General features: G+C 58.3%; 15 protein-coding genes. 7 read left to right on the top strand and 8 right to left on the bottom strand.

Annotated features, from left to right (window positions below; genetic code table 11):
• Positions 1–10 precede the first annotated feature (10 nt).
• On the top strand, positions 11–1,828 hold the full coding sequence (gene mutL, locus H7848_RS12145) for a DNA mismatch repair endonuclease MutL (RefSeq protein ID WP_208351927.1): 1,818 nt from the start codon (positions 11–13) through the stop codon (positions 1,826–1,828).
• Entirely contained in the window at positions 1,825–2,997 is a 1,173-nt protein-coding gene (locus H7848_RS12140; RefSeq protein WP_208351878.1) for a DNA recombination protein RmuC, read from the top strand. The genes mutL and H7848_RS12140 overlap by 4 nt, the downstream gene beginning before the upstream one ends.
• A 153-nt stretch (positions 2,998–3,150) precedes the next feature.
• Here the strand turns inward: H7848_RS12140 and H7848_RS12135 are convergent, their stop codons facing one another.
• The 4 genes from H7848_RS12135 to H7848_RS12120 all read right to left on the bottom strand — a co-directional run bounded on the left by H7848_RS12135 (position 3,151) and on the right by H7848_RS12120 (position 6,878).
• Positions 3,151–4,014, bottom strand: a complete 864-nt coding sequence (locus H7848_RS12135) for an esterase-like activity of phytase family protein (protein WP_208351876.1) — start codon at positions 4,012–4,014, stop codon at positions 3,151–3,153.
• Between the two features lie 24 nt (positions 4,015–4,038).
• Positions 4,039–4,896: a penicillin-insensitive murein endopeptidase gene (gene mepA, locus H7848_RS12130; RefSeq protein ID WP_208351875.1), complete on the bottom strand. Its 858-nt coding sequence runs from the start codon at positions 4,894–4,896 to the stop codon at positions 4,039–4,041.
• Complete coding sequence (locus tag H7848_RS12125) at positions 4,857–6,263, bottom strand: MFS transporter (RefSeq protein ID WP_208351873.1); 1,407 nt, start codon at positions 6,261–6,263, stop codon at positions 4,857–4,859. Before H7848_RS12125 ends, mepA begins: the two co-directional genes overlap by 40 nt.
• 66 nt (positions 6,264–6,329) lie before the next feature.
• Positions 6,330–6,878, bottom strand: a complete 549-nt coding sequence (locus tag H7848_RS12120) for an acyl-CoA thioesterase (RefSeq protein WP_208351871.1) — start codon at positions 6,876–6,878, stop codon at positions 6,330–6,332.
• A gap of 125 nt (positions 6,879–7,003) precedes the next feature.
• Between H7848_RS12120 and H7848_RS12115 the strand changes: the two genes are divergently transcribed.
• From H7848_RS12115 to H7848_RS12095, 5 genes are all read left to right on the top strand, one after another.
• Positions 7,004–7,294, top strand: coding sequence for a YggT family protein (locus H7848_RS12115; protein WP_208351869.1), 291 nt, complete (start codon positions 7,004–7,006; stop codon positions 7,292–7,294).
• 39 nt (positions 7,295–7,333) lie between these two features.
• A complete protein-coding gene (locus H7848_RS12110; RefSeq protein ID WP_208351867.1) occupies positions 7,334–8,713 on the top strand; it encodes a bifunctional enoyl-CoA hydratase/phosphate acetyltransferase in 1,380 nt (459 codons plus the stop codon).
• Positions 8,710–9,846: an acetate/propionate family kinase gene (locus H7848_RS12105; RefSeq protein ID WP_208351866.1), complete on the top strand. Its 1,137-nt coding sequence runs from the start codon at positions 8,710–8,712 to the stop codon at positions 9,844–9,846. The genes H7848_RS12110 and H7848_RS12105 overlap by 4 nt, the downstream gene beginning before the upstream one ends.
• Before the next feature lie 101 nt (positions 9,847–9,947).
• Positions 9,948–10,526, top strand: coding sequence for a YqaA family protein (locus tag H7848_RS12100; RefSeq protein WP_208351864.1), 579 nt, complete (start codon positions 9,948–9,950; stop codon positions 10,524–10,526).
• Positions 10,523–11,002: a disulfide bond formation protein B gene (locus H7848_RS12095; RefSeq protein ID WP_208351862.1), complete on the top strand. Its 480-nt coding sequence runs from the start codon at positions 10,523–10,525 to the stop codon at positions 11,000–11,002. Before H7848_RS12100 ends, H7848_RS12095 begins: the two co-directional genes overlap by 4 nt.
• Positions 11,003–11,164: 162 nt before the next feature.
• Here H7848_RS12095 and H7848_RS12090 read toward each other — a convergent pair whose 3' ends face one another.
• The 4 genes from H7848_RS12090 to H7848_RS12075 form a co-directional block, all read right to left on the bottom strand.
• Positions 11,165–11,992: an arginyltransferase gene (locus H7848_RS12090; protein ID WP_208351860.1), complete on the bottom strand. Its 828-nt coding sequence runs from the start codon at positions 11,990–11,992 to the stop codon at positions 11,165–11,167.
• A 103-nt stretch (positions 11,993–12,095) separates the two neighbouring features.
• A complete protein-coding gene (locus tag H7848_RS12085; protein ID WP_208351857.1) occupies positions 12,096–12,551 on the bottom strand; it encodes an RDD family protein in 456 nt (151 codons plus the stop codon).
• Between the two features lie 72 nt (positions 12,552–12,623).
• Positions 12,624–13,037, bottom strand: a complete 414-nt coding sequence (locus tag H7848_RS12080; RefSeq protein WP_237072721.1) for a DUF2852 domain-containing protein — start codon at positions 13,035–13,037, stop codon at positions 12,624–12,626.
• A gap of 107 nt (positions 13,038–13,144) precedes the next feature.
• Complete coding sequence (locus tag H7848_RS12075; protein ID WP_208351851.1) at positions 13,145–13,615, bottom strand: YbaK/EbsC family protein; 471 nt, start codon at positions 13,613–13,615, stop codon at positions 13,145–13,147.
• Positions 13,616–13,662 lie beyond the last annotated feature (47 nt).

The raw sequence follows: 13,662 nt of genomic DNA, 5'->3' as shown, positions 1-13,662 counted from the left end.
CCATAGTGCTATGGTGCTTTCAGACCCCAAAATAAGCCAAAAACCGGTCATTCGTCAGCTGGACGAAGCCGCTGTCAATCGCATCGCCGCGGGCGAGGTTGTGGAACGCCCCGCCTCGGCCGTGAAAGAGCTGGTTGAGAATGCCTTGGATGCCGGTGCCACGCGGATCGAGGTGGCGATTGCCGATGGGGGCAAATCGCTGATCCGGGTGACCGACGATGGCTGCGGGATGTCTGCGGACGATCTGCCGCTGGCCTTGTCGCGGCATGCGACGTCAAAGATCGATGGATCGGACCTGTTGAACATCCACACCTTCGGGTTCCGGGGCGAGGCGCTGCCGTCGCTTGGCGCGGTGGGGCGGCTGACGATCACATCGCGGATGGCGGGGCAAGACGCCGCGCAAATCGCTGTCGCCGGTGGTCAGATGCAGCCCGTCCGACCCGCGGCGCTTAGCCAGGGCACGATTGTTGAACTGCGCAATCTGTTCTACGCCACACCTGCGCGGCTGAAATTCATGCGGTCAGACCGGGCGGAAAGCCAGGCGATATCGGATATTGTCAAGCGTCTTGCGATGGCCGAACCTTTTGTCAGCTTTACCCTGCGCGATGTCAGTGACGGCGGTGAAGGCCGCGTGACCTTTCGCGCGGATGCGGAAACCGGCGATCTGTTTGATGCGCTGCATGGGCGGTTGTCACGGGTTCTGGGCGCGGATTTTGCCGAAAACGCCCTGCGGATCGATACCGAACGCGAAGGGGTGCATCTGTCGGGCTACGCCGCCCTTCCGACCTATTCGCGTGGCTCAGCAGTGGCGCAGTTTTTCTTTGTGAACGGCAGGCCCGTGCGTGACAAGCAGCTGATCGGCGCCTTGCGCGCGGCCTATTCCGATTTTTTAAGCCGTGACCGTCATCCTGCGGCCTGTCTGTTCATCGATTGCGACCCACAGCGGGTCGACGTCAACGTGCATCCCGCAAAATCCGAGGTGCGTTTTCGCGAACCGGGCGTGGTGCGCGGGCTGATTGTATCAGGTCTGCGCCATGCACTGGCCGAGGCGGGGCACCGGGCATCGACCACCGTGGCGGACGCGACATTGGGGGCGATGCGACCGGAACCGACGGGCGCGCGCGTCTATCAGATGGATCGGCCAAGCCCCGCCGCGCGACAGGCGTCCTATGATCTGCAGTCGCCGGGGTTTCAGGAAACGGCCCAGGTTTTTGCCCGCGTGGAAGAGGTGGCCCAGGATGAACCGAACCACCCCTTGGGCGCGGCGCGGGCGCATGTGCATGAAAACTATATCATTTCCCAGACCGCGGATGGGGTGGTGATCGTCGATGCCCACGCGGCCCACGAACGTCTGGTCTATGAAAAGCTGAAACGACAGATGGCTGAAACCGGCGTGGCGGCGCAGGCGCTGCTGATCCCGGAAATTGTTGAGCTGTCCGACAGCGATTGCGCGGCCTTACTGGCGCGGGCGGATGATTTGCAGCGGTTCGGTCTGGGCATCGAAGCCTTTGGCGGGGGTGCGGTGGCGGTGCGCGAAACCCCTGCGATCTTGGGTCAGGTCGATGCCAGGGCGCTGATCCATGATATTCTGGATGAACTGTCCGATCTGGGCGAAACGCAATCACTGCAGGATCGGATCGAGGCGATCCTGAGCCGCGTGGCCTGTCATGGATCGGTGCGCACAGGGCGCCGCTTGCGTGGCGATGAAATGAACGCCCTGCTGCGCGAGATGGAGGCGACGCCGCATTCGGGGCAATGCAACCATGGGCGGCCGACCTATGTGGAACTGAAGCTTTCCGATATCGAAAAACTGTTTGGCCGCACATGATTCAGATCGGTGATCAGACACACAGTTTTCAGGACCCGCTGGTTCTGGCGGTCTTGGCCGGGGCGGGGGCCCTGGTACTGATCTTCATTCTGCTGATTATGGCGGTGCGGGCGGCGGGACGGTCGGCGCGGCTGGCCGAACCGCTGGCGATGCAGATGCAGGGGCTGGGGCAGCGGGTGCAGATGCTAAGCGACGGGCAACAGCAGTTGGCCGGTGGGTTGACTCATGTGAGCGAGGCGCAGGCGGCCAGTCAGGCGAATATGCTGCAACTGATGGAGCAGCGTCTGGGCGCGGTGACACAGCAGATGAACGAAAACCTTCAGACCTCGACCCGTCGAACGGCGCAGTCGTTGGGGGATCTGCAGCAGCGGTTGCAAACTATTGATAAGGCGCAGGAAAACATTACAAAGCTGTCGGGCGATGTTCTTAGCCTGCAGGATATTCTGTCAAACAAACAGACCCGCGGGGCCTTTGGGGAAATCCAGCTGAATGATATCGTCAGCAAGGCGCTGCCATCGGACAGCTATACCCTGCAGGCGACGCTGTCGAACGGCAAGCGGGCCGATTGTCTGATCCATCTGCCGAACCCGCCGGGGCCGATCGCGATTGACTCAAAATTCCCGCTTGAGGCCTATGAGGCGCTGCGCAGTGCCACCACCGATTGGGAGCTGAACGAGGCCGCCAAAGCCCTGCGCATAGCCGTCAAAACGCATATCAAGGCGATATCGGAACGTTACATTATCGAAGGCGAAACGGCTGACGGCGCGCTGATGTTCCTGCCGTCCGAGGCCGTTTATGCCGAATTGCACGCCAATTTTCCCGCTATTGTGCGCGAAGGGTTCGAGGCGCGTGTGTGGATCGTGTCACCCACGACCTGCATGGCCACGCTGAACACGATGCGCGCTATTCTGAAAGACGCCCGGATGCGCGAACAGGCCGGGGCCATTCGTAAGGAACTGGGTCTGCTTTATGCCGATGTCGACCGTCTGGGCACGCGGGTCGAAAATCTTGATCGCCACTTTGGACAGGCGGCGAAGGATATAACCGAGATCAAGATTTCGGCTGAAAAAGCAGGGAAACGCGCGCGGCGGTTGGATAACTTTGACTTTGAGGACGTGCAGGTTGAGGACGACGGGACTGTTGTTCCGCTTGAGTCGTCGAAATCTTGATTTAAGGAAATCTTATCGCTGACAAACTGTGGCTTAGACGCAATGAACTTAGGGCCGCGACCGACCCGCCCCCCCAGGGCGGCGCGGCCCGGTGGTTCCACTGGGCGGAGATAGGGTGGCAGAGTGTTTCGAGGGGTCGGGCAGGACTATGTTTCAGTCCACAACCCGATATTCCACAACTTCACTGATCTGAAAAAAGCGGAAATTGTTGTCGGACACCATGGTCAGGCGTATCTGACCCGCCTGATCCCGCCAGACCGCCAGACCTTCCAGATTGTCATGCTTGCGGGGCAGGGTTGTCAGCAGGGTCTGCTCATTCCCACCATCCAGATCAAACCGTCTGACACGGCTGGCAAAGGCAAGGCCGGTGAAATGCCGTTCCAATAGATAGAGCTTTCCGTCCGGGCCGATATCGGCGCCCACAGGCAGAAAATGATCACGTCGGGGCAGGGTGAAAGGAATGCTCCACGCCCCCCGGCTATAGCGATAAACGGGAAAGGGGCGGTTCAGATCGCCGGATCGTTCAGGGATGGCATAAAGCCTGCCGCGTGCATCTATTGCCAATGCTTCCAGCGATGAATTATCCTGCATCGTCTTGAAATCAGGGTGCCGCGGCAGCCAGGCGGCCTGAGATGTCGGGGCGCTGTAGGTCCAGATGCGGTGGTATTGCTCGAAGGAAATAAAGATGCGGCCGTCGGGACGGATCGCCAGACCCTCGGCGTCAGACAGGAATTTCGAGACGGTCTGATTGTCGGTGTCGCGCAGGGATATGTCGGCGTTGAAGCGGGCCTCGCTCAGTTTGCCATTTTCGCGCAGCAATTGGCCCTGAAACAGCCGCCCGCGATCGCTGACAACACTGAACCGGGTGCCGTCCGGCGACAGATCAAAGCCGGATAGCCCGCCGAAGGCATCCGACGGATGCACCAGCGTCAGGCGACCGGAAAAGACGGCCTGATCAGCCAGTGCTAGTGTAGGTAATAGCGCAACAGCAAGTGTCGCCAGAAAACGAAGACTCATAGCGTTGCGTCTATAGGGATAAGTTTAACGCGATGACAACACCGTGCGGCATTGTGTGGGCAAATCGGACAAACGCAGCTCACGCCGGCGCTGTGGGGCCGGGGCGTTTGGATCAGGTTTGGGGGGATTGAGGATGTTTTTCACCCATTCTTCCGCCTGTTTGCAGCCATCGCCCCGCGGGATCGGGTCCTGTTCGACGCATCCCCGTGACCCGCGGGGGCAGTTCAGGCGGACGTGGAAATGGTAGTGATGCCCCCACCATGGCCGGATTTTGCGCAGCCAGTCGCGGTTGCCGCGGGCGTCTTTGCACATTTGCACCTTCGCGCCGGGAAAGACAAAGATTCGGGCAACCCGGCTGTCACTTGCAGCGGCTTTCAGAATTTCATGATGCTGACGTGTCCAGTTTTCGTTGACATAGGCGCCCTTGGCCCGGCGGGTTGAGATGGACGACAGGTTTTCGCGTTGGCCACGGGTCAGGTTCAGGTTGGTTGCCGGGCGCATCCAGATGTCGATATCCAGCCCCATCTGGTGACTGCGGTGCCCCGTCAGCATCGGACCCCCGCGGGGCTGCGAAATATCGCCCACATAAAGCCCGTTCCAACCGGGCTGGCTTGCGGCGAACCGACTGAGATCCTTGACGAATTCAATTGCGTCCGGGTGGCCCCAGTTGCGGTTGCGCGACAAGCGCATGGCCTGCCATGTCGGTCCGCTTTCAGGCAGTTCTTCGGCACCGGCAAGACACCCGCGTGAATAGCTGCCCAAGGGGGCCGGATTTTGCCGCGACGCGCGATCTTTGGCCCCGAACTGCTGTTTGGCCGGTGGCTCTGCCGCCAAAGGCAGCGTTAGGGTGATCGCGATGAGGATGCCAAGGAAGCGGACCATTCTGCTTTGTCTCCGTCTGCGTTGACCCAGCGTAGCAAAATCAGCCCTAAAATAAAGAGAAAGATGACCGGAATAAAGCCAAGTTGATTGCTGTTGAAGACCCACGTGAACAGCGCGATCATGGCCGGCGCCAGGAATGCGGTGGCCTTGCCCGACAGTGCAAAAAGGCCGAAGGCTTCGGTCGGGCGATTGGGGTTTGCGTGACGCACCATCATGGACCTGGATGATGCGAAAAGCGCACCGCCCGCACCGCCAATGCCCGCCCCGCAGAGAAAGAAGATGACATCGGGCACAATCGATCCTTCGGGCAAGGGGATGCCAAAGATCTGACTGCGCGACATGCTGACGATGACGACGCCCACGGCCACAAGTACATAGATGCAGACCCGGATCACTGGCTTGGGCCCAAGCTTGCGGTCAAAGAACCCGCCGACATAGGATGTAACCGCTGCCGTGATCGCGCCGATGATCCCAAAGATGCCGATCATGGTCAGCGACCATTCCAGCACAAGTCGCGCATAGACCCCGCCAAAGGTGTACATCGCATTCAGCGCATCGCGGTATAGCATGGACGACAGCAGAAACGACCCTAGGCTTTTGCGGCGAAAGACGGATTTGATGGTGGCCCACAGGTCTGTCATCACCTGTTTTGCAGGGATTTTAGGTTTGTTTGGCAGTTTGTCATCCCGCACCCACATGAAGAAGGGGATGATGAAAATTGCGTACCACATCGCGATGAACGGCCCGATAAAGCGGGTGCCTTCACGGGCCTCGGCATCAAAACCGAAAGCTGGATCAAGACCGATCAGCGTTTTGCCACTATCCTGTTCGACAAAGAACAACAGCATGACAATCAGCCCAAATACGCCCCCCCAGTACCCGACGGCCAGGCCGGAACCTGATATACGGCCGACCTCATCATCACTGCCAAGGGACGGCAGGATCGCGTTGACGAAATTCAGGGCGGATTCTGCGGCGATGAACCCCACATAGAACAGGATCAGTGTTAGCCACAGCCCGCGCCCATCAGGGTAAAGCCACCACAGGGACCAGGCGGCACCGATGTAGATGACGGAAAAGAAGGCGATCCATGGGATCTTGCGCCCGCTGGCATCGGCAAAGGCCCCCAGAACCGGCGCGGTAAAGGCGATGAAAAGACCAGCGACCATTTGACTAAAGGACCACAGGCTTTGCGTCCGCGCGTCGGCATCCTGTTCGGCCATGCCGCCCGCGATGAAATATTCGGCCGCGACGCCCGCGAAGTAAGGGCCGAAAATGAATGTCAGCCCCAAAGTGTAGTACGGCTGGCTGGCCCAATCGAATGCCATCCAGCCCCAAATCCGCTTTTTCAGCGCTATCTCTGCCATTTATGACCTGCCTTCAAAATCACCGCGATAAGACAGGCAAAGCGCAGGCATCGCAAGTAAAGCTTGTCAGTTGGGCGCGGGGTTTTGATTTGGCGGCCAGGGGCGTTGCGCTTCGGCATCAATCCAGGCGGCAACCCAGTCGGGGCAGTCCGGCGCGCTGTCATCGGCGCCGATCGCGGCCAGGACGCGCTCGGGTGTGACGATGCCGTTCTTATCCGTGACCGCAGAACGATAAAGCGCGTGGCTGGCGCATTCGCCGTTCTTTTTCCAAAGCGATTGTTCGATATAGATGAATTTATCGTCCCAGAACAGCGTGTTGCTGCGCATCTCGATCTTTTCGAACGCATGGATGCGGCGGCGATAGCGGACCGTGACGCCGGCCATCGTCAGCCCCCATTTTTCCCGCCGCAGCGCCGAAAACAGCCCCACACGCTGCGCCAGCGGCAGGCGGCCCAGATCGTATAGGGTCAGGGTGCGGCCGTTGTTCAGCTCCATCCACATATCCAGGTCCCAGGGCCAGCAGATGTGGTGGCTGACATGCATCCCCATCAGGGGCAGCGGCGGTGATTTTCTGTTCACCGCCAGTTCTTTAATCATTCTGACAAAGGGATACATGACAAAATCCTTTCGCCCGCCAAATTGCCCCGATTTACGCTGTGGTCAACTTTGACTTTACGGAAGGTTCTTGCGGCGGGCATAAGGGCGACTTAGGTGTGGTGACGAAACAAGAGGACCCGCGGATGCAGTCGATTTACATGATTTTGATGTTAATTGTTAATGTCGCCTATTTCATCATGATCATTCATATCATCATGAGCTGGCTGATCACCTTTCAGGTCATCAATCCTTATCAGCCGACTGTCGGGCAAATCTGGAACGGTCTGAACCGCTTGCTTGAGCCGATTTATGCCCCAATCCGCCGTATTCTGCCAAATACGCCCGGCATAGATCTGGCGCCGCTAGTGGCCTTCATAGGACTGATAGCTATCCGTATTATTCTGATCAATAATCAGGCTTTTTTCTATTCGTAGAAGGGCTTAACCCATTCATTTTAAAAGGAGAACGACCGCATGGCCGTTTTTGCCAACACGCCTTACGACAAGCTTGAAATCGGGATGGAGGCGCAGAGCGAGCGCCTTTGCGTGGCCGATGATCTGTATGTTTTTGCTAATAATTCCGGCAATCTGAACCCGATGCACCTGCCGAAAGAGGACGGCGATGGCGATGGTCGGCCCGAGGCCGTGGCACCGTCGATCTGGGTTGCTTCGCTGATCTCGGCCGTTCTGGGCAATCAGCTGCCGGGGCCGGGGACGCTTTATAAAAGTCAGACCCTGAATTTTGTGGGCCGCGCCCATGCCGGTGATCAGCTTGTCGCCAAGGTCAAGCTGGTCGAAAAGGGGCCTGATAATCTGGCCCGTTTTGACACATGGGTCGAACATCAGGATGGGGCGCGTGTCGTCGAAGGTGTGGCCGAGGTTACGGCCCCCACGTCGGACCAGTCGTTTACAGCCGATGACGTGCCTGGCCTGACGGTGCAAAAGCATATGCATTTTGACCGTTTGCTGGAACTGGCCGAACCCCTGCCGCCCATTCCGACGGCGGTGGTCTGCCCCGAAGGCAAAAGCTCGCTCGGGGGGGCATTGCTGGGCCGCGATCATACGCTGATCACGCCCATTCTGATCGGCGATCAGGCCAAGATCGAAGCGGCCGCCGACGCCCTGGGCGCGGATATCAGTGATCTGGTCATCGAACATATCCCTGATCATGGCGCGGCGGCGGCCCGTGGTGTGGCCCTGGTGCACGAAGGCCGTGCAAAGGCGGTGATGAAGGGGCATTTGCATACCGACGTGCTGCTGAAGCACGTGATCAAAAGCGATGGCGGGCTGCGGATGGGGCGTCGTCTAAGCCATATCTTCGTGATGGATGTACCTGGTCTGGATCATCTTTTGCTGGTCACGGATGCGGCGATCAACATCTATCCTGATCTGAAGACGAAGGTGGATATCATCCAGAACGCGATTGATCTGGCGCATTCGCTGGGCATGCCTGAACCCAAGGTCGGCATCCTGTCGGCGGTTGAGGTCGTGAACCCCGCGATCCAGTCCACGCTTGATGCGGCGATCCTTTCCAAGATGGCAGATCGTGGCCAGATCAAGGGCGGTATCGTGGATGGGCCGCTGGCGATGGACAATGCCATCGATCTGGATGCGGCCATGACCAAGGGCATCAAATCGCTGGTGGCGGGGCGTGCCGAAATTCTGGTCGCGCCGAATATGGAAACCGGCAACATGCTGGCCAAGCAACTGACCTTTATCGCCCATGCCGAGGCGGGCGGTGTTGTGATGGGCGCGCGTTGCCCTGTGATCCTGAACAGCCGTGCCGATGACGACAAAGCGCGGCTGGCATCCTGCGCCGTGGCCGCCCTGCACGCGGCGAGGGTCGCGGTGTGAACGCGATCCTGACGCTGAATGCGGGGTCATCCTCGATCAAATTCGCGGTTTATCAGGGCACGGATGATCCGGTTGAACTGGCGCGCGGGCAGATCGATAATCTGGGGCGCGACGCTGAAATGGTCTTCGGCGATCGACGCGAACCCGTGGTGGCGCCGGATCATGAGGCGGGCGTGCAGGCGATACTGGACCTGCTTGAGCCGGTCCTGCAGGGCAGGGCGGTCGCGGGCGTTGGCCACCGGATCGTGCACGGCGGGATTACGTTTGACAAACCGCAGGTGCTGACCGGCGATGTCTTGATGAAACTGGCGGAACTGACACCGCTGGCCCCGCTGCACCAGCCGCATAACCTGGCCGCTGTTCACGCCGCGATCCTGGCCTTTCCACAGGCCGTGCAGATCGGGTGTTTCGACACAGCCTTTCACCGCGGGCATCCCTTTGTGAACGACACCTTTGCCCTGCCGCGCCGGTATTATGAAAAAGGCGTGCGGCGGTACGGGTTTCACGGGCTGTCGTATGATTTTGTCTCGGGCGAGGTCGCGCGCCTTTATCCGGATCTGGCCGACGGTCGTGTAGTCATCGCGCATCTGGGCAATGGCGCATCGATGTGCGCGGTCAAGGCCGGGCGCAGCATGGGATCGACCATGGGCTTTTCCGCGCTGGACGGTCTGCCGATGGGCACGCGATGCGGTCAGCTTGATCCGGGTGTGATGCTTTACATGATGGATCAGGAGGGCATGGATGCCGATCAGATCAGCACGATGCTGTATAAGGAAAGCGGGCTGAAGGGCATGTCGGGCGTCAGTCACGATATGCGCGATCTGGAAGGCTCGGACGATCCTGCCGCGGCCCAGGCGATTGATTATTTCGTCTTCCGCATTCGGCGAGAACTGGGGGCGATGGCCGCCGTTCTGGGCGGGCTAGACGCGTTGGTGTTCTGCGGTGGCATCGGCGAAAACGCCCGCAACATCCGCGCACGGGTCTGCGACGGGATGGAGTGGCTGGGCCTATCTGTCGATGACGCCGCCAATCAGGACAATGCGCCTGAAATTCAGGCGGGCCCGACCCGCGTTCTGGTTATCCCGACGGACGAAGAACGCGTGATTGCGCGTGCAGTGGCGGATGTCATCTGATCCACGTGGGCGCCTGGGAACACTCTTGCCGAGAATTGTAAGGCGATCTTGACCTAAGCTGCGGCCCGTGTCCTATGGGCCAAAAGAGCAGGAGCCCGTGGATGTTAAGACGCCTTTATGACTGGACGATTTCGCTGGCCGATCATCCGCGTGCGCTTTGGGTTCTGGCCTTTGTGTCTTTCATCGAAAGTTCGGTCTTTCCCATCCCGCCCGATGTGCTGATGATCCCGATGATCCTGGCGCGTCCGTCACGGGCCTGGTTGATTGCCTTTGTTGCGCTGGTCTCATCGGTGCTGGGCGGTCTGGCAGGTTATGCCATCGGCGCGTTTTTCTATGAGGCGATTGGTGAGCCGGTTCTGACGGCGCTTGGCAAGGCTGACACGATCGAAGCCTTCAACGAACGTTTCAACGATTTCGGGTTCTGGGCCGTTCTGATCGCGGGTCTGACACCCTTTCCCTATAAGGTCATCACGATCATGTCGGGTTGGACGGGGATGCCACTGGGTACCTTTATCGTGACCTCGATCATCGCGCGCGGTGGGCGGTTTTTCATCGTGGCGGGGCTGCTTTACTTCTTCGGGGCACCAATTCGTGATTTCATTGAAAAGCGGCTTGGTCTTATGTTTACCCTGTTTGTTGTCCTGTTGCTTGGGGGCTTCTTTCTGGTGAGATACCTGTGACACGCACATCGCTTTCCTTACTTGCCGCGGCGGGGTCGCTTGGGTTGCTGCTTGGGGCCTGGGGGTTTGAGTACATTGGTGGTCTGGCGCCCTGCCAGATGTGCTATTGGCAACGCTGGCCGCATATGGCGGCGGTGGTGCTGGGGGCTTTGGTTCTGACGGGCTTCTATCCCCGGGTCTGGACTGGGCTTGGCGCATTGGCGGCCCTGACAACCGCTGGTATCGGGGTCTATCATGTGGGGGTCGAACAGGCCTGGTGGCCCGGTCCGGCATCCTGTTCTGGCGGTTCGCTGAGCGGTCTAAGCGGCGATCAACTGCTGTCGCTGGAGGGACCGGGCATCGTCATGTGTGACGAAATCGCATGGCAGATTCTGGGGATTTCGATGGCCGGATGGAACGCGATTGCGTCCTTTGGACTGGCCGCGCTTTGGGTGGTGGCTTTAATGCGACCCATTTCGGCGCATCAACACGCCTAGAACACTGATCTTGAGACCAATCGCCCGGTGTGAAACACCGGGCAGCGCCCGACCGCCCCCCGTCACGCCGAAGGCGTGCTTGCAGCACGACGGCGGGCGCTTCACGCCCACCCGCGGACGGCCGCTGCCCTCTGAATATTGCGGATTTTAAAGATAATATCCTTAGCCACGCGTGTCTGGCAGGCTGATCCGAGCGACCTGTTCTGCAATCGGGTCCACTGATAGCGGATGGGTGTCTGACGAATAGGCCTCGGGGTCGGCCATCGTTTCCCAGGCACCTTTGCGATAGACCTCAAGACCGGAAAATTTGGCCTTATATCCCATCTTGGGCGACCCTGGGACCCAATAGCCCAAGTATACATAGGGCAAACCGGCTTCCCGTGCGATTTCGATATGGTCCAGTATGATATAAGTGCCGATTGAATTGCGGGCCTGTTCGGGATCATAAAACGAGTAAACCATACTTAACCCGTCATCCAGAACATCGGTCAGACAGACCGCCGTCAGGTCATTTTTCTGATCGGGATCATGTGTCGCCGTCGCATATTCGATAATCCGGCTGCGGATTGGCGTTTCTTCGATCATCGCTGCAAATTCAAAGATATCCATATCGGCCATGCCACCGTCGGCGTGGCGACTGTCCAGATATCTGCGGAATAGCTCGTATTGTTCTTCGGTCGCCCATGGGCTTGAGGCCACGCGCTGCAGATGTCCGTTGCGTTTCATCGTGCGCTTCTGACTGCGCGAGGGCTCAAAATCAGCGACCTTGATCCGGGCCGACATACAGGCCGCACAATCAGCACAGGACGGGCGGTAAAGCACATTCTGCGATCGACGAAAGCCTTGTTTCGACAAGCCATCATTCAGTTTTTCAGCATGTTCACCCTGCAGCGCGGTAAACAGTTTCCGCTCCATCCGGCCATCCAGATAGGGGCAGGGCTGTGGTGCTGTCACATAGAACTGCGGTGCAATCGGTAGGGTGTGGCGCATGGAACCTGTCGAAATTGAGTTGCCAAAGGTTAGCAACCGAATCTGCGTCCGCCAACCCCTAGTTGTTATGACGCATCAAAGACCTTTGCCAAATATAATTCAATCAGCTTTCTGCGGCGCGGTTCAGGGCCACGGTTCCCAGGACATGGTCGGTCAGCCCTTGCCGTCTTGGGGTAGCCAGCATCAGAATGATTGAAACGAATTGGGCCAGAGCAAAACCCATGGACATGTAATACCCAATGGTGTGCAAAAACGCCATTCCGGTATCAAACTTGCTGCCCGAGGACGTGCGCAGCTCAATCGCGACCAGACGCATACCAAGCGTCGCAGACTGACCCGACAGCGTGATGACCCGATAGGCAAACCCGATCAGGAACATCAGCAGGAAGAAAAAGAAAAACCCGACACCCAGTGACAGCAAACTGATCACCGTCACGATGAGGGTCACGATGAAAACATCGACGACCCATGCGAAAAACCGCTTTGTGGGAATGTCGCTGTAAAATTCAGACTGATAGTCCGGATCGGGCAGGCCGCGATATGGGTTTTCGTAACTCATCATGTCGATATGTGCTTTTTCGCTATGGAATAAAAGGGGCAACCCCGCCCTGGGGCTGCCTTGGTTTTCCGATCAGGCGGCGTCTTCGCCGTTTTGTGCGGATTTTGCACGTTCGTCCATGAACTGGTCGAATTCGGCCTTGTCCTTGGCGTCACGCAGCCGTTCCAGAAACTTCTCAAAGCTGGCCTGTTCTTCTTCCAGCCGTCTGAGGGTTTCGTTTTTATAGGCATCAAAGGCGCTGTTACCACTTGATTTATGGGTCATCATCGTGCGTTTGACGCGGCGGTTGCAAGAGCCTGAAAACATGCGTTTACTCCAGATCATATAGGCAAGAATGGCCAGACCAAGGGGCCAGAAAAAGACAAAGCCAAGGATCATGGCCGCGATCCAGGCACCTTTGCCGCGCTGATCCATCCAGTGTTCGGTGCGGGTGAACCAACCTGCGTTGCTGTGCATCGCATCTGAGGTTGCGGGGGCGGGGGTCATTGAACTCTCCATCTGAATGTTGATGTGAATGCTTTTCACATAACAGATATTGGAATGCTGTTTGGTACAATCAAGAGTTAATGTAAAATTAATTTACATTAGGCTTTTTATATAATGAAATCAGAGATTTCTGCCCCTGTCAGGTCATGTAAATCCGTCGGAACGATCGAAAATATATGTCGCGGCGTGCCTCCGGCGGCATAGACCAATGGGAACTCAAGCAGACGTTTGTCCAGAAACGACCGGATCGGGGAAAGATGCCCGACCGGGGCGACCCCGCCGATGGCAAACCCCGTCTGCGCGCGGATCAGACCGGCGTCGGCTTTGCCCAGTGGCTCACCGGCCAGCTGCGATGCCTTGTCATGATCCACCTGATTTCCGCCCGCGGTGATAAAAAGGATGGCTTTGTCCGAATTTTCCCCGCGAAAAATGATCGACTTGGCAATCTGATCCAGATGACACCCGGCCGCATCTGCCGCCTGCTGCGCGGTCCGGGTTTCTGTCGACATCTCCAGAACGATGGTTTCTACGCCCGCGTCCTGCAGTGCCTGTTTCACGCGTTTCAGGCTTTTGCTCATCTTTGTGATCCTCATGATTGACCGGGGGCTGCTGTTCTGACCATTTA

Source organism: Pseudaestuariivita rosea, assembly GCF_017592335.1.
GTDB lineage: Bacteria > Pseudomonadota > Alphaproteobacteria > Rhodobacterales > Rhodobacteraceae > Parasulfitobacter > Parasulfitobacter rosea.
This window is presented reverse-complemented; position numbering and strand designations above follow the sequence as displayed.

What these genes read in the sequence shown, in the direction of transcription:
- mutL (WP_208351927.1), top strand. Translation starts at nt 11, where the DNA reads ATGGTGCTTTCAGACCCCAAAATAAGCCAAAAACCGGTCATTCGTCAG.
- H7848_RS12140 (WP_208351878.1), top strand. Translation starts at nt 1,825, where the DNA reads ATGATTCAGATCGGTGATCAGACACACAGTTTTCAGGACCCGCTGGTT.
- H7848_RS12135 (WP_208351876.1), bottom strand. Translation starts at nt 4,014, where the DNA reads ATGAGTCTTCGTTTTCTGGCGACACTTGCTGTTGCGCTATTACCTACA.
- mepA (WP_208351875.1), bottom strand. Translation starts at nt 4,896, where the DNA reads ATGGTCCGCTTCCTTGGCATCCTCATCGCGATCACCCTAACGCTGCCT.
- H7848_RS12125 (WP_208351873.1), bottom strand. Translation starts at nt 6,263, where the DNA reads ATGGCAGAGATAGCGCTGAAAAAGCGGATTTGGGGCTGGATGGCATTC.
- H7848_RS12120 (WP_208351871.1), bottom strand. Translation starts at nt 6,878, where the DNA reads ATGTATCCCTTTGTCAGAATGATTAAAGAACTGGCGGTGAACAGAAAA.
- H7848_RS12115 (WP_208351869.1), top strand. Translation starts at nt 7,004, where the DNA reads ATGCAGTCGATTTACATGATTTTGATGTTAATTGTTAATGTCGCCTAT.
- H7848_RS12110 (WP_208351867.1), top strand. Translation starts at nt 7,334, where the DNA reads ATGGCCGTTTTTGCCAACACGCCTTACGACAAGCTTGAAATCGGGATG.
- H7848_RS12100 (WP_208351864.1), top strand. Translation starts at nt 9,948, where the DNA reads ATGTTAAGACGCCTTTATGACTGGACGATTTCGCTGGCCGATCATCCG.
- H7848_RS12090 (WP_208351860.1), bottom strand. Translation starts at nt 11,992, where the DNA reads ATGCGCCACACCCTACCGATTGCACCGCAGTTCTATGTGACAGCACCA.
- H7848_RS12085 (WP_208351857.1), bottom strand. Translation starts at nt 12,551, where the DNA reads ATGAGTTACGAAAACCCATATCGCGGCCTGCCCGATCCGGACTATCAG.
- H7848_RS12080 (WP_237072721.1), bottom strand. Translation starts at nt 13,037, where the DNA reads ATGACCCCCGCCCCCGCAACCTCAGATGCGATGCACAGCAACGCAGGT.
- H7848_RS12075 (WP_208351851.1), bottom strand. Translation starts at nt 13,615, where the DNA reads ATGAGCAAAAGCCTGAAACGCGTGAAACAGGCACTGCAGGACGCGGGC.